The organism is Kribbella qitaiheensis (assembly GCF_014217565.1).
Lineage (GTDB): Bacteria > Actinomycetota > Actinomycetes > Propionibacteriales > Kribbellaceae > Kribbella > Kribbella qitaiheensis_A.
Genome location: NZ_CP043661.1, coordinates 5,951,405 through 5,972,563 on the forward strand (window position 1 = coordinate 5,951,405; position 21,159 = coordinate 5,972,563).

Consider the following 21,159-nt stretch of genomic DNA (forward strand, 5'->3'; position numbering starts at 1 on the left):
TCTAGTACCCAGAGCCGCGCTCGTCACACAACGGGGCACCCAAGCGAGGAGATCGACCAGATGCACACCGACCATGGGCTGGAAGTCGTCCGGATCGCGTTGATCGGGGCGGGCAGGATCGGGACCATGCACGCCGGCAACATCGCCCGGAGAGTGCCGGGCGCCGAGCTGGGGACCGTCGCGGATCCGCGGCTGGACGCGGCCCAGCAGGTGGCGTCGAAGTACGACGCGACCGCGACCGCGAACGTCGACGACGTGTTCAAGGATCCGGACATCGGCGCGGTGGTGATCACCTCGATCGCGGCCGCTCATGCCGAGCTGATCGAGAAGGCGGCCGACGCGGGCAAGGCTGTCTTCTGCGAGAAGCCGGCCGGCCTGACGCTCGCGGAGATCGATCGGGCGATCGAGGTCACCAAGCGCGCCGGCGTGCCGTTCCAGGTCGGGTTCAACCGCAGGTTCTCGAAGGACTTCGCGGCCGCGTACCGGACCGTCCGGGAAGGCGGGATCGGCACACCTCAGCTGATGCGGTCGGTCACTCGCGACCCCGGCCGGCCCGCGGGATTCGTCAATGCGGCCAACGTGAAGCCCTGGACGATCTTCCGGGAGACGCTGATCCACGACTTCGACACGTTGCTCTGGCTGAACGAGGGCGCCGAGCCGATCGAGGTCTACACGAAGGCGGACGCGCTGGTCGCCCCGCAGTACAAGGACAGTGGGCTGATCGACACCGCGGTCGTGATGATCACCTTCGACAACGGCGCGATCGCGACCGCCGAGGCGAACTTCTCCGCCCTCTACGGGTACGACGTCCGCGGCGAGGTGTTCGGCTCGAAGGGGATGGTGACGGCCGGGCGTCACGCGAGCAGCCCGATGCAGCACTACCACGAGCACGGGATGCAGCAGCAGACGTTGCGCAGCGACGAGGAGATGTTCACGGACGCCTACGTCCAGGAGGTCTCCGACTTCACCGACGCGGTCCGTACGCGGAGCACGCCGCCGGTGACCGGCGAGGATGCCCGCCGGGCGCTCCGGGTCGCGCTCGCCGCGATGAAGTCCCACGAGGAGCACCGCCCGGTGAAGCTGGCGGAGATCGGATGAGGCTGGCCGTCTGCGCGGAGATGGTCTTCACCGACCTCGAACTGACCGACCGGATCCGCCGCATCGACGAACTCGGCTTCGACGTCGAGATCTGGAACTGGCACACCAAGGACATCGACGCGCTGATCGCGACCGGCGCGACCTTCTCCTCGATGACCGGCTACATCAGTGGCTCGCTGACCCACGACCAGGACCAGTTGCTCAAGACGGCGGCCCAGTCCGCCGAGGTGGCGAAGCGACTCGGGTGTCCCCGGCTCAACCTGCACGGCACCGAGCTCGGCGATCACGGCCTGCCCCGCTTACCGCAGTACGAGTTGACGGGTGCGATGTGGCTCGCGGCCGAGCAGACGCTGAGGGACCTGGCGCGCCTCGGTGCGGAGTACGACGTGATGTTCGTCCTCGAGAACCTCAACACCGAGATCGATCACCCTGGTGTGCCGTTCGCGAAGGCGAAGGACGTGCTCGCGCTGGTGCGGGCCGTCGATCACCCGAACCTGCGGATGATGCTGGACGTCTACCACGCGCAGATCGGCGAGGGGAACCTGATCAGCCTGATCGAGCAGGCCGGGCCGTACCTCGGGGAGGTCCAGGTCGCAGACGTTCCGGGCCGCTGCGAGCCGGGCACCGGCGAGATCAACTATCCGGCGATCGCGGCGGCGCTGCGCAGGATCGGGTACGACGGCACGGTCGGGCTCGAAGCCTTCGCGGAAAGCGACAGCGAGCTCGCGCTGCGCCGGTTCCGGGACGCCTTCAGAAACGAAGAGATCTGATCAAATCCGTCCCTCGACTCGACGATGGGCCGCTGACGCCCCAAGATGTGCCCATGAGCACCGTCCAGGTCAGCGTCGATCGCACCAGTCGCACCCCGCTTCACGTTCAGCTTGCTCAGCAGCTCGAAGCGGCGATCCAGGGCGGCGACTTACCGGTCGGCTCCAGGCTCAGTAACGAGGTGGACCTCGCAGAGGCCTACGGATTGAGCCGCCCGACCGTGCGGCAGGCCATCGCTCGCCTGGTCGACCAGGGCCTGCTCGTACGCAAGCGCGGTGTCGGCACTCAGGTAGTCGGCAACTCCGGTCAGGTGCGCCGCTCGCTGGAGCTCACCAGCCTGTACGACGACCTCTCGGCCGCACACCGTAAGCCGGAGACCGAGGTGCTGCGCTTCGGCATCGCCCCTGCCAGCGCAGAGGTCGCCACTGCCTTGCAGTGCGAGGTGGGAGACCGCGTAGTACGGCTGGAGCGTCTGCGGCGAGCCGATGGCGAGCCGCTCGCGCTGATGCGCAACTGGTTGCCGCCGGAGATGCTGGACACGGACCCGGCGACGCTGGCCGAGCGCGGCCTCTACGAACTACTCAGGGCCGAAGGAGTTCGCCTCAAGGTGGCGCACCAGACCATCTCGGCCATCCCCGCCACAGCAGAACAAGCCCGGCTCCTCTCCGAGGAACCGGGCTGTCCGCTGCTTGCGACGACGCGGATCACGTACGACGATCACGGTCGGGCCGTCGAGTACGGCTCACATCTTTTCCGTGCTTCCCGTTACGTCTTCGAACACACCCTCGTCCACCGCTGACCGATCACTTGGACGGCCGACGGTAGACGACGCGCGGGCGAGACCCTACTTGGTGCCGCCAGGGAAGATCCAGAGCTTGCTGTCGGCCATATTCGTCAACTGCTCGACCGTGTACGCCGGAGCTGCCCGAGTGTGCTTGACCTCGGGCTTCTCGCCCAACCCGTTGAAGCTCGACATGTTGATGGTGCGCCCGTCGGGAAGGTACAGCTGGATGAAGTTCCCGACGATCCCGTACTTCTGCTGTCGGGAGTCGTCGTAGGACGGGACATTGTTTGCCCAGGCGAGCACCGAGCCGTCGGACCGGACCTTGCAGTGGGACAGACCCTCCTCCGGGCACTTCTTGACCGGGGCACTGGTTGTCAGCAGGGCGTCCACCGACGAAGCGCCCTTGCCGTCGTTGGTGACATAGGAAGCCCCGTTGTAGCCGTTCTGGCCGCCGCCCCAGGTGTGGGGCTGGCTCAGCTGCGGGTGGCCGGGGATGACCTTCTTCAGGGTCGCCAGGGTTGCGGGCAGCGGTACCACCGGCGGCTTGGGTTCAGCAGCGGGCTGTTGGGTGATCGTCTTCTTGGGTGGGTAACCCCAGTTCTTGCTGCCGGCGAGCTTCGCCAGTTCAGTCAGCGTGAACAACGGTTGCTTCCGCGTGACGGGGCTTCCCTCTCCAGCGGCGCTCATGCTCGTCAACGCGACCTGAGTACCGTTGGGCCGAGTGAGCATGACGTAATTGGACGACGCTTCCTTGAGGTGGCCGTTCCGGCTGACCGCTTCTCGCGTGACCGCCTCCAAAGCGCTTCCATCGGCCTGGATCGTGCAGGTGTGCGGGAGGCTGTTGGAGCAGTCTGTCGGGTTGCCGTAGGCATATCCCGTGGTGACCATCAGCCACGACGCACCATTGCCGTCGTCGACGACGATCGAAGCGGAGTTCTGGCCCCCTAGTCCGCCGTCCATCGACGTCGGCTTGGAGATCTGGAGACCGGCGGGGACGAGCTTGCGCAGCGTGGCCAGGGTGTCCTTTCCCGTCGCCGGTGCGGCGGGCTTTGCCGGTGTCGTGGCTGCCGCGGCCGGCGCACTGGCAACGGGTGCCTGCTTGTGGTCCGGGCTGCCGAGGACCTGGGTACCGCCGAAGACGATGCCGGCAGTTACCAGTACTGCGGTGGTGCCGCTGAGGCTGAGCAGGGCGGTACGCCGACGGCGTAGTACGGCACCGCGTTTCATGCCGCGTTCGACCAGGTCGGTGGACTCGGGTTCGAGGGTCTCGGTGGCCCGGCGCATCAGGTCGGGCAGGGAATCGTTCATGTTGTTCATCGGAGCTCCTGGTACATCAGGTCAGAGGGTGATCAGGTGGACGGCGTCTTCGCCGAGGACAGTCCGGAGCCGGTCCAGCGCCCGGGAGGTCCTGGTCCTGATCGCACCGGCGTTCTTGCCGAGATCCAGCGCGACCTGTTCGACGCTGCGATCTTCGAAGAACCGCAGCACCAGTACGGCGCGATCGAGAGGGGCCAGTTCGGCAAGTGCGTTCTGCAGTGACAGCCGCAGCGCGTGATCGCCCGGCCGTTCGGCTCGTTCCGGCAGGTCGGGGGTCGGCTGCTCGGTCCAGCTCCGCCGTCGCCGCTGCGAGATGAATGTGCGGACCAGCACCGTCTGGGCGTACGCCGGTGGGTTGTCGATCCGCTGGACTCCCCGCCAGGCCCGGAACATCTTCGCCAGTGTCTCCTGGACCAGGTCCTCGGCGTGGTGCCGATCGCCGGCCAGCAACCAGGCCGTCCGGTACAAGTGAGGTGTTCGCGCTCGGGCGAACTCCTCGAAGTTCTCCGCGTTCGGTCTCATCGCAGCCTTTCCGTCGTGGTCTCACTCTCTATGACGCTTCAGGCCAACGAGCCCGTTACAGTCCCCGTACTCCGGGCGCCGATCGGTTGCGGGGAGGTGCAAAAGGTGGCCGGGTGGGTGAGTGGACGGATACGTTCGGTGAACCTGTGCCCGTGTGAGAGTTATCCACAGGGCCCGGCAGCGGGTTGGCGCCGGTGGGCTCCGGCTTGAAAGAATGATCGCGCAGGGTGATCAGCGGGTTGCCGGACGAGACGCCACGGGGAGACGGATGACAGCCGACAGACTTGCCGCGCGCCGGTCCGGCTGGGACGGCGCGGTCGAGCTGATCGACGCCCAGGTCCGCGACGTGGTCCGGCGCGAGGGCATCGACCCACTCCGCAACCCGGCCGCGGTGAGCACCATCGTCGCGACCGTCATGAAGGAGTACGACGAGCGCAGCCTGACCGGGATCGTGCCGCCGATCGGCGATCTGGAGGCGGTCAGCCGCGAGGTGCACGACCGGGTGGCCGGGTTCGGCCCGCTGCAGCGGTATCTGGACGATCCGGCCGTTGAGGAGATCTGGATCAACGAGCCCAGCCGGGTCTTCATCGCCCGCGATGGCCGGCACGAGCTCACCACCACGGTGCTGACCGAGGAAGAGGTCGCCGACCTGGTCGAGCGGATGCTGAAGACGACCGGGCGGCGGATCGACGTGTCCCAGCCGTTCACGGACGCGCGGCTGCCGGACGGGAGCCGGGTGCACATCGTGCTCGGTGGCATCACTCAACGCTATGCGGCCATCAATATCCGCAAATTCACAGTCCGGGCGACCCGGCTGGCGGATCTCGTCGCGCTCGGTTCGCTCACCCCGCACGGGGCTGCCGTCCTGGACGCGGCCGTTGCCTCCGGCCTCAATATCCTGGTGTCCGGCGGCACCCAGGCGGGCAAGACGACGATGCTGAACGCGCTGGCCGGGTCGATCCCCGGCAGCGAGCGGGTGATCAGCTGCGAAGAGGTCTTCGAGATCAAGCTGCCGATCCCGGACTGGGTCTCGATGCAGACCCGGCAGGCTGGTCTGGAGGGCACCGGCGAGGTGCGGCTGCGCGACCTGGTCAAGGAATCCCTGCGGATGCGGCCGTCCCGGATCATCGTCGGTGAGGTCCGCGGTGAGGAGTGCCTCGATCTGCTGCTGGCCTTGAACAGTGGACTTCCCGGCATGTGCACGATCCATGCGAACTCGGCGCGCGAGGCATTGACCAAGATGTGCACGCTGCCGCTGCTGGCAGGCGAGAACATCGGGTCCCGCTTCGTATTGCCGACTGTTGCCGGGTGCGTGGATCTGGTCGTGCATCTCGGGATCGCCTCGGACGGGCAACGGCGGGTGCGCGAGATCGTGTCGGTGAGCGGCCGGATCGAGGATCAGGCGATCGAGACGGAGACGCTGTTCGGCACCGTCGACGGGCAACTGCGCCGGGCCGAGGGCCAGCTGCCCCATCCCGAGCGGTTCCAGCAAGCCGGGTACTCGCCGGCCGGTCTGCTGACCGAGTTGCCGCGTGGGGTGAGCTGATGGGCCTCCTGCTCGGACTGTTCTTCGGGATCGGCCTGTTGCTGGTCGGCTGGTCCTTCCTGTCACCGCCGGACGCGACGCCACGTGGCGACGGCCGGCTCATCAGGCGGAGCCGCGACCTGCTGGCGAGTGCTGGAGTCGAAGGAGTGACACCCGCTGCCTTCATCGGCGCTTGCCTGTTGACGGGGGTCATCGCCTTCGTGCTGATGTTCGTAGTGTCGGCAGCGCTGCCGGTCGGGCTGGTGTTCGGGGTGATGGCCGGCGGAGTTCCGGTGGCGTTGTTGAAGAGCCGGGCCCGGAAGCGGCTGGCGGAGTTCCGCGAGCTCTGGCCCGACGTGGTCGACAACGTCGCGTCCGCGGTACGGGCCGGTTTGTCGTTGTCCGAGGCCCTGGCGCAGGTCGGGGAGCGGGGACCACTGCCGTTGCGGGAGCCGTTCCGGCGGTTCGGTTCGGACTACGCCTCGACCGGGCGGTTCGCGGACTCGCTGGATCGGTTGAAGGCACGGCTCGCGGATCCGGTCGGAGATCGGGTCATCGAGGCGCTCCGGATCGCGCGTGAGGTCGGTGGCGGCGACCTCGGGCGACTGTTGCGTTCGCTGTCGAGCTTCCTGCGTGACGACGCGCGGACCAGATCCGAGCTGGAGGCCCGGCAGTCCTGGTCGGTGAACGGCGCCCGGGTCGCGGTGGCCGCACCCTGGCTGGTGCTCGGGATGTTGTCGTTCCAGGGCGATGTGATCCAGCGCTACAACTCACCGGTGGGAGCGTTGATCATCGGCGTCGGCGCGGTCGTCTGTGTCATCGCCTACAGATTGATGCTGCGGATCGGCCGACTCCCCGAGCCCGAGCGGGTGCTGCGATGAGCCCGGGGCTGCCGCGGGGCGATCGGCTGTCAGAGTCCGGGTCGCTGCTGCAAGTGAGACGAGGGCTGCCGCATGACCGTTGGCTGTCCGGGCGGCGGGTGCTGCGATGAGTCCCTTGGTGACGGGAGCGCTGCTCGGGGGACTGTTCGGAGCTGGGCTGTTGCTGGTTGTGCGGCGGCTGCCGTTTCTGCGGCGTCCCTCGGTGGACGACCGGATCGGGCCGTACCTGCGCGATATCGGTGGGTCGGAGGTGTTTCTCGGCGTGGTCGATTCGAGTTCGCCGTTCTACGCGGTTCTGCGGTTGTTCGGGCCATCGCTGCGAGCCGGGGCGACGCGCTTGGAGCGGTTGCTCGGTGGCGCGGCCTCGGTCCGGCGCAGGTTGTCGCGGGCCGGGATCGACCGCACGGTTGAGGAATTCCGGATCGAGCAGGTGCTGTGGGGTGCGGCCGGCTTCGGTCTCGGTCTGCTGGTCGCGTTGGTCGCGCTGTCGCTCGGCGTCGGCAATCCGGTCGGGCTGCTGGTGCTGTCGGCCTTCCTCGCTGTGATCGGCGTTCTGTCGCGGGATACCTACCTCACCAGCCAGGTCCGTCGCCGGGAGCGGCGGCTGCTCGCCGAACTGCCTACCGTGGCAGAGCTTCTGGCGCTGTCGGTGGCGGCCGGTGAGGGCCCGGCCGCGGCGCTCGACCGGGTCGCGCGGTCGTGCCGTGGCGAGCTGGCCATCGAGTTGCAACGCGTGCTCGCGGAGACACGTGCGGGCGAGCCGCTGGTCCGCGCGCTCGACGCCCTGGCCGATCGGACCGGCCTGGTCGCCCTGTCCCGCTTCGCCGACGGGTTGGCGGTCGCCCTCGAACGAGGAACCCCGCTGGCCGACGTACTGCGGGCGCAGGCGGGCGATATCCGCGAGGCGAGCAGGCGCGAGCTGATCGAGTCCGGTGCCCGCCGCGAAATTTCAATGATGGTCCCGGTGGTGTTTCTGGTGCTCCCGGTGACCATCGCATTCGCCTTCTACCCAGGCGCTGTCGGCATCCGGCTGATCGCCGGATGAATTGAGGAGAACTGATGTCCCTACTGCTGACCAGGTTGTTCCTGACCCTGGTGCTGACGCCACAACCGGCCCGGAAGGAGCGCGGCGACGTCCCCGGCTGGGTGCTGATCACCGTGATGACGGCCGGTCTGGTCGTCGCGATCTGGGCGCTGGCCGCCGACCAGCTCAAATCCATGCTCGAAAAGGCCCTGGACTCCGTCACCAGCAAGTGATGAGGTCCTCCAGGAACGAGCGCGGATCGGCGGTGGTCGACTTCGTGATGGTGTCGATGCTCGTGGTCCCGTTGTTCCTGGGGATCATGCAGGTCGGGCTGTTCCTGTACGTACGGAACACGGTGACGGCGGCGGCCTCGGAGGGCGCTCACTACGCCGCGGTTCTGAACCGCGAACCGGCCGACGGGGAAGCGCGCACCCGGGAGTTGGTGGACGGCGTAGTACGCAATGAGTTGATCGACTCGGTCACCGCGGAAACAGTGGATGTCGACGGCCAGCCAGGCGTTCTGGTCGTGGTCGAGGCCCACCTGCCACCGCTCGGTCTCTGGGGGCCGGGGATCGGCTTCCATGTGGAGGGCCACGCGATCAAGGAAACCGGCCAATGAACCGCGGCATCCTTCGCTTGAACCAGGGCACACTTCCCTGGTTGCTCGGCGGCATCGTCCATCGCGAGCTGAAGCTGGTGCGGCGGGTTGTCTCGCGACGACGGCGTGGTGAGCAGGGGAGTGCGGTGGTGGAGTTCTCCTGGTTGGCGTTGTTGTTGATGGTGCCACTGGTCTACGTGATGCTCGGCGTGTTCGACGTTCAGAGAGCGTCGTACGGTTCGACGGCTGCGACTCGCGCGGCGGCGCGGGCCTTCATCATCGTTCCGGCGGGGGTGTCCGAGGACGAGGCACGAGCGCGGGCGTTCGAAGCCGCGCGGCTGGCGATGAAGGATCAGGGCGTCGAGCTGAGCCCCGGCCAACTGCGGATCAGTTGCGATCCCGCCTGCCTCGAGCCGGGTTCGACCGTCACCGTCGAGCTCGACACCGAGATGCCGCTGCCACTCATCCCGTCCGCGCTTGGCGGCGAACGCCCCGCGGTCCACCTCAGCTCCGTCCACACCGAGCCGTACGGCGACTATCGCGAAGCCAAAGGCACCCGATGAGAACAACCCTTCCCCGGCGGCTCGCAGGCAGGCAACACCGACGGCTCCGGCGGCGGTCACGCCTGACCACGATGCTCCCCGTTCCGCCCGGCGCCCGCAGTACTGCGGGCAGCCGTCGTCGGAGGGATGAGCGGGGTCAGATGACTGTGCTGATCATCGGTTTCGCGGCGATCGTGTTGTTGATGATCGTGGTGGTGACCGACATCTCGAAGGTGTTCCTGGTCCGGCGGGATCTGGATGCGACGGCTGACGGCGCGGTGCTGGCTGCCGCGAACGGGCTGGCGGCGATCTATGCGCAAGGCGGGTCCGGTGAGAACGCGGAGATCGACCCGGACGAGGCGCGTCGGCTGACCGCGGAGTACCTGGATTCTGTTGACGCGAGCAACCGGTTCGACGGCCTCGGCTGGCGGGCGGACGTGACCGGGACGACTGTCACCGTTCAGCTCTCCTCGGCGGTCGATCTCCCGTTCCAGCCACCAGGCTGGCAGGGCAGCGCCGACATCGCCTCGGACGCAACCGCCGTTGTGCCGATTCGTTGACCCCGGCAACGACTCGGGCCGGACGACACGAAGCTTGATCCAGTACGGCGTGCGCTCACTGGAGTTGGCGAGATACACCGCGCGTTGCCCCGGAGGTGACAGGGTGCGACGCGCGTTGGGTGGGGGGTGTGGATGGGGGTGCGGCACGATGGGGGAATGCGGATCGACCTGGCGGGGCCTATCTGTCCGGCATGATGGAGCGCGGGTTCGGCCGGGTGATGAATATCGCCAGTGACTCGGCCGTGGTGATGCCGATCGAGAGGGTGCACTACGGCATGACCAAGACCGCCCTCCTCGCGGTGACCCGCGGCCACGCGAAGGTGGCGGCAGGCACCGGTGTCACGGTCAACTCGGTGATGGCGGGACCGACGCACACTCCTGGCGTCGAAGAGTTCGTCGGCGAACTGGTTGGCGACGATCTCCCGTGGGACGAGGCACAGAGCCAGTTCATGAAGGAGCACCGCCCGTACTCGCTGATCCAGCGCCTGATCGAGCCGGCCGAGATCGGCAACATGGTCGTCTACCTCAGCTCGACCCAAGCCTCCGCCACTACCGGCGGCGCGATCCGGGCCGACGGCGGATACATCGACTCGATCCTGCCCTGATACCCGTCCCCGGACAGGCGATCGAGGCGAACTGGTTCAGCGGGTGAAGACGTCCAGGTGGTCGTGGAGCCAGGTGGGGAAGGTGCGGCCGGGGCGGGCGGTCAGGAGTTCGACGGTGGGCTCGATCGGGTGCGGCGAACCCACGCGGGAAGCCCAGTAGGACAGCAGTAGTTCGAGCTGGGCAGGGTTGCGCATCGAGGAGCCCATTTCTTCGCGGGCCTGCTCGAGGGTGAGGTCGACCGCCTTGATCGGTACGCCGGTGAGCTCGGTGATCAGCTCGATCTGGTGGCGACGCGTCATCGATTCGGGGCCGGTCATCGGGTAGTGCTTGCCGTCGTGGCGGTCGCCAGGGCCGTCGAGCAGGACCTGGATCGCGACGTCGGCGATGTCTTGTTCGTGGATCGGGGCTTCTTCGGCATCCAGGTAAGGGAGCCGGATCTGGCCGGTGGCGCGGACCGAATAGGACCAGTAGATCGCGTTCGTCATGAAGGTGCCCGGCTGCAGGAACGTGGTCGCGTACGAGCCGGCGGCGATCGTGCGCTCGGTTTCGGCGTGCGGGTCGGCGGAGTTGCCGTTGTCGGCGTGGGAGGCCAGCGAGGAGAGCAGGACCACCTGCTTCACGCCGGCCGCCTCGGCTGCTTCGGCGAACAGGGCGGCCGACGACGGGTCGGAGTACAGGAAGACCTGGGAGACGTCCTTCAGTACGGCGGCCAGGGAGGCGGGGTCGGTCGTGTCGAGGGCGACGGCGCCGGGGAGATCGGCCGGTTCGCGGCTGGCGACGCGGACGTCGAGGCCGGCGGCGGTGAGGCCGGTGTGGACGGCTCGGGCGATCTTGCCGCGGCCGCCGGTGACGAGAATGCTCATTTGACTTGCTCCAAAAATGTAGTGACTACAAGAATGGAAGAAGTAAAGCATACGCGACTAAGATCTGTCGACATGGATGCGACGGCGGAACCGGGTGGGCGGCGGGAGCGGAAGAAGCAGCTGACCCGATGGGCCATCTCGAATGTGGCCACCGAGCTGTTCATGGAGCGCGGTTTCGATGCCGTCACCGTCGCGGAGGTCGCCGCGGCGGCGGACGTCGCGGTACAGACCGTCTTCAACCATTTCCCCACCAAGGAAGACCTGGTCTTCGACGAGACCGGCTGGTGGGCCGGGCCGGCGGAGGCGATCCGGGAAGCGCCGGCCGGGGTCGACGTGATCGAGGCGCTACGGCTGCGGTATCTGGCCCAGATCCGGAACCAGTTGGCCGTCGGGCATCTCGCGACCTGGCGCCAGTTCAACAGCACCATCGAGTCCAGTCCGGCGCTGCTGGCCAGGCGGCGGCGCATCGCCGAGGAGATGGAGGTGCTGCTGGCCGAGGCTCTGCAGGAGCGTGACGGTCGACTCTCCGACCGGATGGCCCGCCTGATCGCCGCCCAGTACGCCGCCGCGCAGAAGGTTCTGGAGGGCGAGTTGGCCCGATTCGTTCCGGTCGATCCGTCACCGGAGCAGCTCGAGGAAGCTGTTGCCGGCCTCGAGCAGGCGATCGACGAGGTCTTCGCGGTACTGGCGAGAGGCTTCGAGTTGGCTGCGCGGTCAAAACACTGATTCTCGACCGGAGTCACACACCGGGTACGCTGCTTGGTTGTGGCTGGACCTGATTTCGACACTGACCTGAAGGCACTCGACGCGACGCTGACGTCCATCGAGAAAGTCCTCGACGTTCCCTCGATGCGGCGCGACCTCGCGGACCTCGGTGAGCAGGTCGCGGCGCCGGATCTGTGGGACGACCAGGCCAACGCGCAGAAGGTGACGTCGCGGCTGTCCCGGCTGGAGTCCGACCTGGACCGGCTGACCGGTCTGCGGACCAGGGTCGACGACCTCGGCGTGCTGATCGAGCTGGCCCGTGACGAGAACGACGCCGACACGCTGGCCGAGTCCGAGCGCGAGATCTCCTCGCTGGCCAAGTCGATCCAGTCGCTCGAGGTGCGGACGCTGCTGTCCGGCGAGTACGACGAGCGCGAGGCGCTGGTGACGATCCGCTCCGGTGCCGGTGGCGTCGACGCCGCGGACTTCGCCGAGATGCTGCAGCGGATGTACCTGCGCTGGGCCGAGCGGCACGGTTATCCGACCGAGGTCTACGACACCTCGTACGCGGAAGAGGCGGGTCTCAAGTCGACCACCTTCAGCGTCAAGGCGCCGTACGCGTACGGCACGCTGAGCATCGAGACCGGTACGCATCGGCTGGTCCGGATCTCGCCGTTCGACAACCAGGGCCGCCGGCAGACCTCGTTCGCCGCGGTCGAGGTGGTCCCGGTGCTGGAGCAGACCGACGAGATCGAGATCCCGGAAGAAGACCTGCGGATCGACGTGTATCGCTCGTCGGGCCCCGGTGGTCAGAGCGTCAACACCACCGACTCCGCCGTCCGGCTGACCCACATCCCCACCGGCACCGTGGTCTCGTGTCAGAACGAGAAGTCGCAGCTGCAGAACAAGGCCAGCGCGATGGTCATCCTGAAGGCAAGGCTGCTCGCGCTGAAGAAGGCCGAGGAGCGCGCCGAGATCGACGCCCTTCGTGGCGACGTGCAGGGCTCCTGGGGTGACCAGATGCGGTCCTACGTGCTGCATCCGTACCAGATGGTCAAGGACCTGCGGACGCTGTACGAGTCGGGTAACACCAGCGGCGTGTTCGACGGTGAGATCGACGAGTTCATCGAGGCCGGCATCCGCTGGCGTCGTACCGGCCAGCAGGCCTCCGACCAGAATTAGCCTCGGTGCGGCTGGAAGATCTACGCGCGGACTGCGGTAGCTGCCACGGTCTATGTTGTGTCGCGCTGACGTTCGCGAAGTCCGCCGATTTCGCGATCGACAAGGATGCGGGCGAGCCGTGCCCGAACCTCCAGCAGGACTTCCGCTGCGGGATCCACGAGAAGCTGCGGCCCGAGGGTTTTCAGGGCTGCACGGTCTATGACTGCTTCGGCGCGGGACAGAAGGTCTCGCGGCTGGCGGGACCGAGCTGGCGCGAGCAGCCCGGCCAGAAGATGTTCGCGGCGTTGCCGATCATGCGGCAGTTGCACGAGTTGCTCTGGTATCTGACCGAAGCCCTGCAGTTGGACCAGACGCGCGAGATTCACCAGCAGTTGCGGGAGCTCCGGGACCACGTCGAGGAAGTGACGCTGCAGGACCTGGAGACCGTGGATCTTGAGGCCGAGCGGCAGGCGGTCAACGAGCTGCTGCTGAAGACCAGCCGGCTCGTCCGGGGGAAGCAGCCGAAAAGCAAGGAACGCCGCGGAGCCGACCTGTTCGGGGCCAAACTCCGCGGCGCGGATCTGCGGGCTGCGAACTTGCGGGGTGCCTACCTGATCGCGGCCGACCTGCGGGAGGCGGACCTCCGTCAGGCCGATCTGATCGGCGCTGACCTCCGCGACGCCGATCTGCGCGGCGCCGACCTCACCGGCGCCCTCTTCCTCACCCAGTCCCAGGTCAACGCCGCCCGCGGCAATACGGCTACCAAACTGCCCTCCGCCGTACTACGACCAGCCCACTGGGTCTGACCGTTGCTGGTGGTTGGCGTTAGGGAAAGCGTGAGGGCCTAGCGCGCTCGGGTGGCTAGCGGAGCTTGGCGGTTACTGGGGTCATCAGGAGTGAGATCGCGGTGATTGCCAGGGCTACTGCGGCTAGTGCGCCGCCCTGGCCCCAGGAGGTTCCTGCCAGCGACAGGTACGCCGTACCGACGGTTGCGGCGCCTAGTGCGAGACAGGTCTGCTGGCTGGTGAGCAGGATGCCGCTGCCGAGTCCTGCTTGCGCCGGTGGCACCTGACCGACGACTACACCGATCAGCGGGACCATCACCAGGCCGCTGCCGAAGCCCGCGATCAACATGGGAATCGCCAGCGTCCACGGCGTCACGTCGGGCCAGACAGTGAGGGCTACGACCGCCAGTACGGCGTACCCGACTGACTGCACGATCCACCCGCGCAGGATGAGCCCAGCGCCGTACCGCTGCTGCAGGCGAGGTCCGTAGATCGAGGTGATCAGGAAGCCGACAGCCATCGGCAGCAGGCTCAGACCGCCTTCCAGCGGAGACATTCCGGCCTCGCCCTGAGTGGCCAGTGCGAACACGAACATGAAGCCGCCGAACGTGGTAAAGAACCCGACGGCCAGCAGCAAGCCGATTCGCATCGCGCGCAGCCGCAGTACGGTCGGTGGGATCAGCGGGGCCCTGCCGGCCTTCTCGGACCTGTGCTGGTGCAGACCGAGCAGTGCGACCGCAGGGATCGTCGCGGCGAGCGAGACCCAGGTCCAGAGCGGCCAACCGAGTGGGCGGCCTTCGGTGAGCGGCAGGAGCAGCAGTACGAGAGTCAGAGCGAGTAGAGCCGCTCCGACGATGTCGACGCGTTGCGCGTTGTGCGCACGCGTCTCCGGTAGCAGCTTGACTGCCGCAATCAGAGCAACGATGCCGACCGGCACGTTGACGAGGAAGACGGAACGCCAGCCGAGGTCGAAGACGTTGGCCTCGATCAGTACGCCGCCAAGAATCTGGCCGAGTGCGGCAGCGGCACCACCGGCTACACCGAACATGGCCATCGCGCGGGCCCGGTGCTCGCCGGTGAGCAGGCTGCTGATCGACGCGAGCACCTGCGGGGTCATGGCCGCGGCAGCAGCGCCCTGCACCACGCGGGGCCGCCAGCAGTACGCCGATGGTCGGTGCGAGCGCGCAGATCAGCGACAGCACGGTGAAGCCGGCCAGCCCGATCATGAACAGGCGCTTGCGGCCGAACCCGTCGCCGAGGCGACCACCGACGACGAGCAGGGTGGCATTGGCGATGCCGTAGCTGCCGACGACCAGTTGGAGCTCGCCGGAACTGGCGTGCAGGTCCATGGCGATCGCGGGCAGTCCGACGTTGATGATGAAGAAGGAGAGCATCGGCAGGAAGGCGCCGAAGAGCAGCGTGGTCAGCGCCACCGGGCCCAGCGGCGACGCTGCCGTGGGCTCAGCGGTGGTGCGGTCGGAGAGGACCTGGTCTGTCATAGGAACCAGCTTGCGGCTGATTCGAGCCGGGTGGTGAGAGCCTGGTTATCCTGGTATTGGCAGCACCCGGCACCAGTCTGGGAAACACAGCCATCAGCCCGCAGGATGGAGAGGTGAGTCTCCTGACCAGCATCCCAGCCACCACCGACAAGACAGCACCGAGTGGCGCGCCGGTGCCTACAGGTGGCAGCGACAAGGGGGAGCGGCGGCGGGAGTTGGCGGCGTTCCTGCGGAGCCGGCGGGAGCGGATCCAGCCGGACGAGGTCGGCTATGCACCAGGCGGGCGTCGCCGTACGCCGGGCCTGCGGCGCGAGGAAGTCGCCCAGCTCGCCGGGGTCGGCGTCACCTGGTACACCTGGCTCGAGCAGGGCCGGGACATCAACGTGTCCGCCCAGGTGCTCGACGCGATCGCCCGCACCCTCCGGCTGGACCGGCTGGAGCGGAACCACCTCTACACGCTGGCGGGGATGACACTCGGCCCGGCCAAGCTCGACTGCACCGCGTTGCCCGGCTCGATCCAGCGGATGCTCGACCAGGTCTCGCCGTATCCCGCGATGGTGCTGAACACCCGGTACGACGTACTGGCGTTCAACGACGCCTATTGCAAGGTCGTGATCGACATGGCCACGGTCCCGGTGGAGGAGCGCAACATCCTCTGGCTGACCTTCGTCTCACCGGAGTGGCGCTGTTCGTTCGTGGACGGGGACTCGACCAGGTTGCACATGGTCGCCGCCTACCGGGCGGCGCTGGCCGATCACCTCGGCGAGCCCGAGTGGCAGAACCTCACCGAGCGGCTGCTGCTGAACTCGCCGCTGTTCGCGGAGCTCTGGGAGCGGTACGACGTCGCGGCGCCGAGCACGAAGGTCAAGTTGCTGGACAACGAGCGGGTCGGGTTGCTCCGGATCGAGCCGGCGAACTTCTGGCTCAGCCAGCTGGGGCAGTTCCGGGCGACGGTCTACACCGCCGCCGACGAGGACACCGAGGAGAAGCTCCGCCTGCTGGTCAACGGCTGACGGCCGGCTGGTTGTCGGCTGGGTGGTGGCGGTCGCGGGCTGACGGTTGCCGGGGCGTCCAAGGTGCCCCCGGCAACCGGGTTCAGGCGACCAAGTTCAGCCGACCGGGATGCCGGGGTTGGTCAATCCGCGGCCGCCGGTGATCGTGTTGGAGCGATCGATGCTGACCTTGCACGATGAAGCGTTGTAGTTGGTGATGTTGAACGCGTACCGCCCAGAGCCGGTCGCGCCCGTCAGATCGGACCTGTTGTCGCGGAACACTGTGCCGCAGCCCCAGCCGTTCTGCTGGGTGTGCGTCTCGTAGCCGTTGTTGGTGGTGTTCTTGCCGGTGTTGTTCTCGATCAGGTAGTTGTTGCCCTTGACATCGATCCAGCTGTCGTCGTAGTTGGCGCCGGTCAGGCCGCGGCCGTCGAAGCTGTTGCCCGCGACCCGGCCGCCGGTGGTGCCTTCCTTCAGGTCGACCGCCTCGCCGCCGACGTCCGGGCCGATGGTGTTGTCGAGGATCTGCACGTTGTCCGACTTGTCCGAGGTGCCGCCGGCGCTGCCGACGTACACGCCCTCGCCCATCCCGCGGCCGTCGTTCCCGGTGTCGTAGATCTTCGAGTTCCGGATCGTTCCGTAGGTGCTGCTGTTGCGGAAGTGCACTCCTTCCATGTCGAGGCCGTGCACGGTGACACCGTCGACCGTGACCCGGGTCGCGGAGTCGATCATGATGCCTTTCTGGCCGCCGGTGATGGTGAGTCCTTTCACCTGCCAGTAGCTCGCGCCGTTCAGGTGCAGGCCGTAGCCGCCGCTCGCGGTGAGGACGGCGTCGGCGCTGCCGGTCAGGGTGATCGGCGCCGACGAACTGCCGGACACGGTGGTCTTGAAGTTGCCGGTATAGGTGCCATCGGCAAGTTTGATGGTGTCGCCGGCATGGGCGTTGGTCAGCGCGGTCTTGAGTTGCGCGGCGGTGCTGACGTTCACGGTCGCCGCGTGGGCGGGCAGCGCTGGTAGTGCGGCTGCCAGCAGGAGGGTCGGTACTGCGGCTGCACGGAACAGTCTCATGGGAGGAGCCTTTCGGGTGACGACGGAAGGGGCGTTGCGCCGTACACAAGGGATGCGACCCGGGGCCGGCGACGGGGCGGTGCGCCGGCCCGGGACTTGGACTCAATTTGTCTCCTGCTGCGGTCTGGGACGGGGACAGGAAGGGGATTCTCGATATGATTAGGAAAGTTTCCTAATAGTTCACCGGAACCTAGCGGGGCTGCGTTCCGCTGTCAATCGGTCGCGAAGGGTGATGAAACAAATTCCCGCCTGCCGGAACGCGATAGCCGGACTAAGCCGTGTTGCGGGACTTCCAGCCGGATTTCAGAGCGGCCAGAGTGGCCGTGATGGCGGGGCGGCGAGAGGTGGCGGTGCGCCAGACGGCGTACAGGCGGCGGCTCGGGGCCGGGTGGAGCGGTACTGCGACGACGCCGTCCGGCAGTGGGCCACGGCCGAGCCGCGGCAGCAGGCCGATTCCGATGCCCTGGGCAAGCATTGCGAGCTGGGTCTGGTACTCCGCGACCGAGTACGCCACGTCGGGTTCGACGCCGGTCTTGCGCATCGTCGCGATCAGCCAGCCATGGCAGATCGAGCCGGCCGGCTGGCAGATCCAGCGCTCGCCGACCAGGTCGTCGGCGCGGACGGATTCCTTGCCCGCAAGGCGATGCGAGGTCGGCACCAGGATGTCGGCGGGATCTGAGCCGAGCTTCACTCGGGACAACTCGTCCGGCAGCGTGAGCGGTGTGTTGTGCCAGTCGTGGACGACGGCGATGTGGATCTCGCCACGGTTGACCGCGGCAACGGCCTCGAACGGATCCGTCTCGGCGACCCGTACGTCGAGGGCCGGGTGGTCGGTGATCAGCTTCGGGAGGACAGCCGGGAGCAGTCCTCGTGCTGCCGTCGGGAAGGCCGCGATCGTCAGGGAGCCGATCGCCTGGCCGCGTTGCTCTTCCAGCGTCAACTCGGCGTCCTCGACCAACCGCAACACCTGAGCCGCCGTCGCCGCCAACTGCTGGGCGGCGTCGGTCAGCACGATCCCGCGACCCCGCCGTTCCAGCAGAATCGTGTGGGTCTCGCGCTCCAGCTTGGTCAGTTGCTGGGAGACGGCGGATGGTGTGTAGCCAAGTGCCTCGGCTGCGCTGCCGACCGATCCGTAGACAGCCACCGCGTGCAGCGCCCGCAATCGGCCGAGATCGATCATTTAGCACTCCTACAGTGATAGCGGTAGCAAGATTCGCTGGTCCTAAACAGTAGCCCAGCCCAGACTTGGTGACCATGAACCCTCGTCACGTCCTGCTCGCGGTCGCCGTCGCCATCGTCTGGGGGATCAATTTCGTTGTCATCGAGGTCGGCCTGCAGGACTTTCCGCCACTGCTGTTCTCCGCTCTACGCTTCTTCTTCGCAGCGGTGCCGGCCGTGTTCATCCTCGGCAAGCCGCGAGTCGCCTGGCGGTATGTGATCGCCGTCGGCCTCGTGCTCGGGGTGGCCAAGTTCGGCCTGCTGTTCGTGGGGATGTCGCACGGCGCCCCGGCGGGATTGTCGTCGCTCGTCCTGCAGAGCCAGGTGATCTTCACGCTGCTGTTCGCAGTACTGGTACTGCGTGAGCGGCCGCGGAAGACCCAACTGCTCGGGATCGCGATCGCGTGTGTGGGGATGGTTCTGATCGTGCTCGACCATGGGCTCAAGGCGCCCGTGGGTGCGCTGCTGATGGTGATCGCGGCCGCCGCCTGCTGGGGTGTGTCGAACATCGTCACCCGGCACGCCAAGCCGCAGGACACGCTGCGCTTCATGGTCTGGGTCAGCGCGGTCGCCGTAGTACCGCTGATGCTCCTGTCGCTGGCAACCGAGGGCGCGCACGCGGATGCCGAGGCCTTGAAGTCCATCAACCTGACCGGCGTCGGCGCGATCGGCTACCTCTCCTTCGTAGCCACGCTATTCGGTTTCGGCGCCTGGGGCTTCCTGCTCCGCACCTACGACGCCAGTACGGTCGCGCCCTTCTCCCTCCTCGTCCCGGTCGTCGGCATGGCCGCCGCTTGGGCATTCCGCGGCGAGGCAGTAGGCGCGCAACAGGGCATCGCAGCCGCCCTCATCATCGGCGGCATGGCCTGCACAGTCCTCCGCCGGCGCACCCGACGGGACAGCGGAGTACTCACTCGTACTGGTTGGCCGGCGGTGTCACAGTCCTCACCCCGGTGATTGTCAGAGCGGCGATGTCGCCGTCCGCGCGCTTGGTCGGCTCGGCCCATTCGCCGGTCACCGTCACCCACTGGTTCTTCGGCGGCGCGACCTGGCCGCGCGCCTCGACCATGAACGCGGTGCCGTCGGCCACGCAGCAGGTCAGGCCGATCCGCGACACGTACCACGTGCCGTTCTTGCCCGGGGTGACGAACCCGGTCAGCTGGAAATTCCGGCCCTTCATGCTCTCCTTCTCCCACACGGCCCAGACGGCGTAGTCCCGCACCGCCAGCGGTACCGGGGTGTCGCCCTGTGCGCTGTCAGCCAACCAGGAGTTCCCCTTGGGTGCGGCCGGTTTTGACGACACCGGCGACTGCCGCTGTGCCGCATCAGCCCCGAGCGCGGGCGGATCGACAACCAGCAAGGCAAACACCGGGATCAACAACAGCCAAGCGGCACGAGGCAGCCCGTGATGACCATGCCCGTCATCACCCCGTACTGCGTGGTCGGCGTCGTCCTTCTTCCTCGTGTCGGCGAGAACGTCGACGACGGCCAGCACGATCAGGATCGCCCCGGCCGCGAGCAGCATCCAGCGCATCCCAGGCTTCACGTACCGCAGATAGGTGCCCGTGGTCGCGAGTTGCGCCACCGCGGCCCCGACGAACACGACGACCAGGCCTGCGACGTTGCGCCTCACAGCAGCCACCATCCGACGAGAAGACTGGACAAGACCGCCACCACGAAGGTGGCCGGCGCGAACCTGACGGCGAACTTCGGCCCGAACGTCCCGGCCTGCAACGCGATCAGCTTCACGTCCACGATCGGGCCGACCACCATGAACGCGAGCCGCGCGGTCGACGAGAACTGGCTCAGGCCGGGCCGCCACGAACGCGTCCGCCTCCGAGCAGATCGCCAGCAGTACGGCGAGTAGTCCGAGCACGATGACGGAGACGAGCAAGTTGCTGGCGACATGGTCGAGCCACTGCCGCGGTACGACGACATTCAGCGTCGCGGCCGCAGCAGCGCCGACGACCAGGAACCCGCCCGCGTGCAGGAAGTCGTGCAGCATCGACGAGCGGAACACCTCGAGCTTCCCGGTGCCCTCCGGATGCCGGTTCTTCGGCATCTTCAGCCAGTCGCTGCCTTTGCCGGTCAGCAGCCACAGCCAGCCGAGGATCATCGAGACCCCGAGCGACGTGACGGCCCGCGCGATGACGACCTTGGGCTGCCCCGGGAACGCGACGGCCGTCGAGGCCAGCACGACCGGGTTGATCGCTGGCGCGGACAGCAGAAACGCGATCGCCGCGGCCGGCGTTACGCCGCGATTCATCAACGCGGCCGACACCGGCACGGAGGCGCACTCACAACCCGGCAGCACCACCCCGGAGACACTGGCCACCGGTACTGCGAGGGCCGGGTGCTTCGGGAGCGCCTTCGCGAAGAAGCTGGCGGGGACGAACGCGGTCAGCGCGGCCGACAGGAACACCCCGAGGACGAGGAACGGCATCGCCTGGACCGTGACCCCGACGAACATCGTCGCCCAGGTCCGTACGCCGTCGTCGGTGAACGCGCCCGCGAAGATCTTCCGTCCGAACAGCGCGAGTCCCACCAGCAGCACCAGCGTCGCGGTGAACGCGATCGAGGAACCGGCGGGCTCCTCCTCTTCAGGCGCCTTCTCAACTACCTCGGCAGGCGTCGTCATGGGCG

At 67.5% G+C, this 21,159-nt stretch carries 23 protein-coding genes and 1 pseudogene; 16 read left to right on the top strand and 8 right to left on the bottom strand.

The features are described from left to right. Positions 1 to 60 precede the first annotated feature (60 nt). Genes F1D05_RS28300 through F1D05_RS28310 form a run of 3 tightly spaced genes read left to right on the top strand, consistent with a single transcriptional unit; the run spans position 61 to position 2,665 of the window. Positions 61 to 1,098, top strand: coding sequence for a Gfo/Idh/MocA family oxidoreductase (locus tag F1D05_RS28300; protein ID WP_185443486.1), 1,038 nt, complete (start codon positions 61 to 63; stop codon positions 1,096 to 1,098). After that, complete coding sequence (locus F1D05_RS28305) at positions 1,095 to 1,868, top strand: TIM barrel protein (RefSeq protein ID WP_185443487.1); 774 nt, start codon at positions 1,095 to 1,097, stop codon at positions 1,866 to 1,868. Before F1D05_RS28300 ends, F1D05_RS28305 begins: the two co-directional genes overlap by 4 nt. A gap of 53 nt (positions 1,869 to 1,921) precedes the next feature. Next, positions 1,922 to 2,665, top strand: a complete 744-nt coding sequence (locus tag F1D05_RS28310; RefSeq protein WP_185443488.1) for a GntR family transcriptional regulator — start codon at positions 1,922 to 1,924, stop codon at positions 2,663 to 2,665. Positions 2,666 to 2,710: 45 nt separating this feature from the next. Here the strand turns inward: F1D05_RS28310 and F1D05_RS28315 are convergent, their stop codons facing one another. Both F1D05_RS28315 and F1D05_RS28320 read right to left on the bottom strand, forming a co-directional pair. Next, positions 2,711 to 3,967: a hypothetical protein gene (locus tag F1D05_RS28315; protein ID WP_185443489.1), complete on the bottom strand. Its 1,257-nt coding sequence runs from the start codon at positions 3,965 to 3,967 to the stop codon at positions 2,711 to 2,713. A gap of 21 nt (positions 3,968 to 3,988) precedes the next feature. Further along, a complete protein-coding gene (locus F1D05_RS28320; protein ID WP_185443490.1) occupies positions 3,989 to 4,489 on the bottom strand; it encodes a SigE family RNA polymerase sigma factor in 501 nt (166 codons plus the stop codon). A gap of 268 nt (positions 4,490 to 4,757) precedes the next feature. On the opposite strand from F1D05_RS28320, the gene F1D05_RS28325 reads away from it, so the two are divergent. From F1D05_RS28325 to F1D05_RS28360, 8 genes are all read left to right on the top strand, one after another. Continuing rightward, positions 4,758 to 6,035 (top strand): CpaF family protein, encoded by a 1,278-nt coding sequence (locus F1D05_RS28325; protein ID WP_185443491.1) that lies wholly within the window; start codon positions 4,758 to 4,760, stop codon positions 6,033 to 6,035. Continuing rightward, positions 6,035 to 6,895, top strand: a complete 861-nt coding sequence (locus F1D05_RS28330; RefSeq protein ID WP_185443492.1) for a type II secretion system F family protein — start codon at positions 6,035 to 6,037, stop codon at positions 6,893 to 6,895. Before F1D05_RS28325 ends, F1D05_RS28330 begins: the two co-directional genes overlap by 1 nt. A 106-nt stretch (positions 6,896 to 7,001) precedes the next feature. Beyond that, positions 7,002 to 7,940 (top strand): type II secretion system F family protein, encoded by a 939-nt coding sequence (locus tag F1D05_RS28335; RefSeq protein WP_185443493.1) that lies wholly within the window; start codon positions 7,002 to 7,004, stop codon positions 7,938 to 7,940. A 14-nt stretch (positions 7,941 to 7,954) separates the two neighbouring features. Continuing rightward, positions 7,955 to 8,152, top strand: coding sequence for a hypothetical protein (locus F1D05_RS28340; protein ID WP_185443494.1), 198 nt, complete (start codon positions 7,955 to 7,957; stop codon positions 8,150 to 8,152). Then, positions 8,152 to 8,538 (top strand): TadE/TadG family type IV pilus assembly protein, encoded by a 387-nt coding sequence (locus tag F1D05_RS28345; RefSeq protein ID WP_185443495.1) that lies wholly within the window; start codon positions 8,152 to 8,154, stop codon positions 8,536 to 8,538. Before F1D05_RS28340 ends, F1D05_RS28345 begins: the two co-directional genes overlap by 1 nt. Beyond that, positions 8,535 to 9,080: a hypothetical protein gene (locus F1D05_RS28350; protein WP_246486042.1), complete on the top strand. Its 546-nt coding sequence runs from the start codon at positions 8,535 to 8,537 to the stop codon at positions 9,078 to 9,080. Before F1D05_RS28345 ends, F1D05_RS28350 begins: the two co-directional genes overlap by 4 nt. Positions 9,081 to 9,220: 140 nt before the next feature. Further along, positions 9,221 to 9,619: a Tad domain-containing protein gene (locus F1D05_RS28355; protein ID WP_185443496.1), complete on the top strand. Its 399-nt coding sequence runs from the start codon at positions 9,221 to 9,223 to the stop codon at positions 9,617 to 9,619. Positions 9,620 to 9,810: 191 nt separating this feature from the next. Then, positions 9,811 to 10,224, top strand: a complete 414-nt coding sequence (locus F1D05_RS28360; RefSeq protein ID WP_246486043.1) for an SDR family NAD(P)-dependent oxidoreductase — start codon at positions 9,811 to 9,813, stop codon at positions 10,222 to 10,224. A gap of 36 nt (positions 10,225 to 10,260) precedes the next feature. On the opposite strand, the gene F1D05_RS28365 is transcribed toward F1D05_RS28360, so the two are convergent. Then, the gene (locus F1D05_RS28365) at positions 10,261 to 11,088 is read right to left on the bottom strand and encodes an NAD(P)H-binding protein (RefSeq protein ID WP_185443497.1); all 828 of its coding nucleotides are present in this window, start codon (positions 11,086 to 11,088) and stop codon (positions 10,261 to 10,263) included. Positions 11,089 to 11,160: 72 nt separating this feature from the next. Here F1D05_RS28365 and F1D05_RS28370 point away from each other — a divergent pair, with 72 nt between their 5' ends. The 3 genes from F1D05_RS28370 to F1D05_RS28380 are packed head-to-tail and all read left to right on the top strand — an operon-like array spanning position 11,161 to position 13,760. Then, positions 11,161 to 11,814 (top strand): TetR family transcriptional regulator, encoded by a 654-nt coding sequence (locus tag F1D05_RS28370; protein WP_185443498.1) that lies wholly within the window; start codon positions 11,161 to 11,163, stop codon positions 11,812 to 11,814. Positions 11,815 to 11,853: 39 nt separating this feature from the next. Further along, on the top strand, positions 11,854 to 12,975 hold the full coding sequence (gene prfB, locus F1D05_RS28375; RefSeq protein WP_185443499.1) for a peptide chain release factor 2: 1,122 nt from the start codon (positions 11,854 to 11,856) through the stop codon (positions 12,973 to 12,975). Positions 12,976 to 12,980: 5 nt separating this feature from the next. Continuing rightward, positions 12,981 to 13,760 carry a pentapeptide repeat-containing protein gene (locus F1D05_RS28380; RefSeq protein WP_246486044.1) on the top strand — a complete coding sequence of 260 codons (780 nt, stop codon included), beginning with the start codon at positions 12,981 to 12,983 and terminating at the stop codon, positions 13,758 to 13,760. A gap of 55 nt (positions 13,761 to 13,815) precedes the next feature. On the opposite strand, the gene F1D05_RS28385 is transcribed toward F1D05_RS28380, so the two are convergent. Together F1D05_RS28385 and F1D05_RS43210 are read right to left on the bottom strand one after the other, a co-directional pair. Further along, complete coding sequence (locus F1D05_RS28385) at positions 13,816 to 14,844, bottom strand: MFS transporter (protein ID WP_246486045.1); 1,029 nt, start codon at positions 14,842 to 14,844, stop codon at positions 13,816 to 13,818. Between the two features lie 103 nt (positions 14,845 to 14,947). Further along, positions 14,948 to 15,238, bottom strand: a pseudogene (locus F1D05_RS43210) (MFS transporter); the annotation flags it as partial. 113 nt (positions 15,239 to 15,351) lie between these two features. Between F1D05_RS43210 and F1D05_RS28395 the strand changes: the two are divergent. Next, positions 15,352 to 16,251: a helix-turn-helix transcriptional regulator gene (locus F1D05_RS28395; RefSeq protein ID WP_246486047.1), complete on the top strand. Its 900-nt coding sequence runs from the start codon at positions 15,352 to 15,354 to the stop codon at positions 16,249 to 16,251. 96 nt (positions 16,252 to 16,347) lie between these two features. Here F1D05_RS28395 and F1D05_RS28400 read toward each other — a convergent pair whose 3' ends face one another. Together F1D05_RS28400 and F1D05_RS28405 are read right to left on the bottom strand one after the other, a co-directional pair. Further along, positions 16,348 to 17,298, bottom strand: coding sequence for a right-handed parallel beta-helix repeat-containing protein (locus F1D05_RS28400; RefSeq protein WP_185443501.1), 951 nt, complete (start codon positions 17,296 to 17,298; stop codon positions 16,348 to 16,350). Between the two features lie 271 nt (positions 17,299 to 17,569). Next, complete coding sequence (locus tag F1D05_RS28405) at positions 17,570 to 18,478, bottom strand: LysR family transcriptional regulator (RefSeq protein WP_185443502.1); 909 nt, start codon at positions 18,476 to 18,478, stop codon at positions 17,570 to 17,572. A 74-nt stretch (positions 18,479 to 18,552) separates the two neighbouring features. Between F1D05_RS28405 and F1D05_RS28410 the strand changes: the two genes are divergently transcribed. Continuing rightward, positions 18,553 to 19,473, top strand: a complete 921-nt coding sequence (locus F1D05_RS28410) for an EamA family transporter (RefSeq protein WP_185443503.1) — start codon at positions 18,553 to 18,555, stop codon at positions 19,471 to 19,473. On the opposite strand, the gene F1D05_RS41075 is transcribed toward F1D05_RS28410, so the two are convergent. Further along, positions 19,427 to 21,154: a TIGR03943 family putative permease subunit gene (locus tag F1D05_RS41075; protein ID WP_246486048.1), complete on the bottom strand. Its 1,728-nt coding sequence runs from the start codon at positions 21,152 to 21,154 to the stop codon at positions 19,427 to 19,429. The two genes, F1D05_RS28410 and F1D05_RS41075, sit on opposite strands and share 47 nt — an antisense overlap. Positions 21,155 to 21,159 lie beyond the last annotated feature (5 nt).

Excerpts from the sequence above, each read along its gene's own strand:
- F1D05_RS28300 (WP_185443486.1), top strand. The coding sequence starts at position 61 with ATGCACACCGACCATGGGCTGGAAGTCGTCCGGATCGCGTTGATCGGG.
- F1D05_RS28335 (WP_185443493.1), top strand. The coding sequence starts at position 7,002 with ATGAGTCCCTTGGTGACGGGAGCGCTGCTCGGGGGACTGTTCGGAGCT.
- F1D05_RS28360 (WP_246486043.1), top strand. The coding sequence starts at position 9,811 with ATGATGGAGCGCGGGTTCGGCCGGGTGATGAATATCGCCAGTGACTCG.
- F1D05_RS28355 (WP_185443496.1), top strand. The coding sequence starts at position 9,221 with ATGACTGTGCTGATCATCGGTTTCGCGGCGATCGTGTTGTTGATGATC.
- F1D05_RS28310 (WP_185443488.1), top strand. The coding sequence starts at position 1,922 with ATGAGCACCGTCCAGGTCAGCGTCGATCGCACCAGTCGCACCCCGCTT.
- F1D05_RS28305 (WP_185443487.1), top strand. The coding sequence starts at position 1,095 with ATGAGGCTGGCCGTCTGCGCGGAGATGGTCTTCACCGACCTCGAACTG.
- F1D05_RS28320 (WP_185443490.1), bottom strand. The coding sequence starts at position 4,489 with ATGAGACCGAACGCGGAGAACTTCGAGGAGTTCGCCCGAGCGCGAACA.
- F1D05_RS28340 (WP_185443494.1), top strand. The coding sequence starts at position 7,955 with ATGTCCCTACTGCTGACCAGGTTGTTCCTGACCCTGGTGCTGACGCCA.
- F1D05_RS28345 (WP_185443495.1), top strand. The coding sequence starts at position 8,152 with ATGAGGTCCTCCAGGAACGAGCGCGGATCGGCGGTGGTCGACTTCGTG.
- F1D05_RS28410 (WP_185443503.1), top strand. The coding sequence starts at position 18,553 with ATGAACCCTCGTCACGTCCTGCTCGCGGTCGCCGTCGCCATCGTCTGG.
- F1D05_RS28325 (WP_185443491.1), top strand. The coding sequence starts at position 4,758 with ATGACAGCCGACAGACTTGCCGCGCGCCGGTCCGGCTGGGACGGCGCG.
- F1D05_RS41075 (WP_246486048.1), bottom strand. The coding sequence starts at position 21,154 with ATGACGACGCCTGCCGAGGTAGTTGAGAAGGCGCCTGAAGAGGAGGAG.
- F1D05_RS28365 (WP_185443497.1), bottom strand. The coding sequence starts at position 11,088 with ATGAGCATTCTCGTCACCGGCGGCCGCGGCAAGATCGCCCGAGCCGTC.
- F1D05_RS28315 (WP_185443489.1), bottom strand. The coding sequence starts at position 3,967 with ATGAACAACATGAACGATTCCCTGCCCGACCTGATGCGCCGGGCCACC.
- F1D05_RS28350 (WP_246486042.1), top strand. The coding sequence starts at position 8,535 with ATGAACCGCGGCATCCTTCGCTTGAACCAGGGCACACTTCCCTGGTTG.
- F1D05_RS28370 (WP_185443498.1), top strand. The coding sequence starts at position 11,161 with ATGGATGCGACGGCGGAACCGGGTGGGCGGCGGGAGCGGAAGAAGCAG.
- F1D05_RS28405 (WP_185443502.1), bottom strand. The coding sequence starts at position 18,478 with ATGATCGATCTCGGCCGATTGCGGGCGCTGCACGCGGTGGCTGTCTAC.
- F1D05_RS28330 (WP_185443492.1), top strand. The coding sequence starts at position 6,035 with ATGGGCCTCCTGCTCGGACTGTTCTTCGGGATCGGCCTGTTGCTGGTC.
- F1D05_RS28400 (WP_185443501.1), bottom strand. The coding sequence starts at position 17,298 with ATGAGACTGTTCCGTGCAGCCGCAGTACCGACCCTCCTGCTGGCAGCC.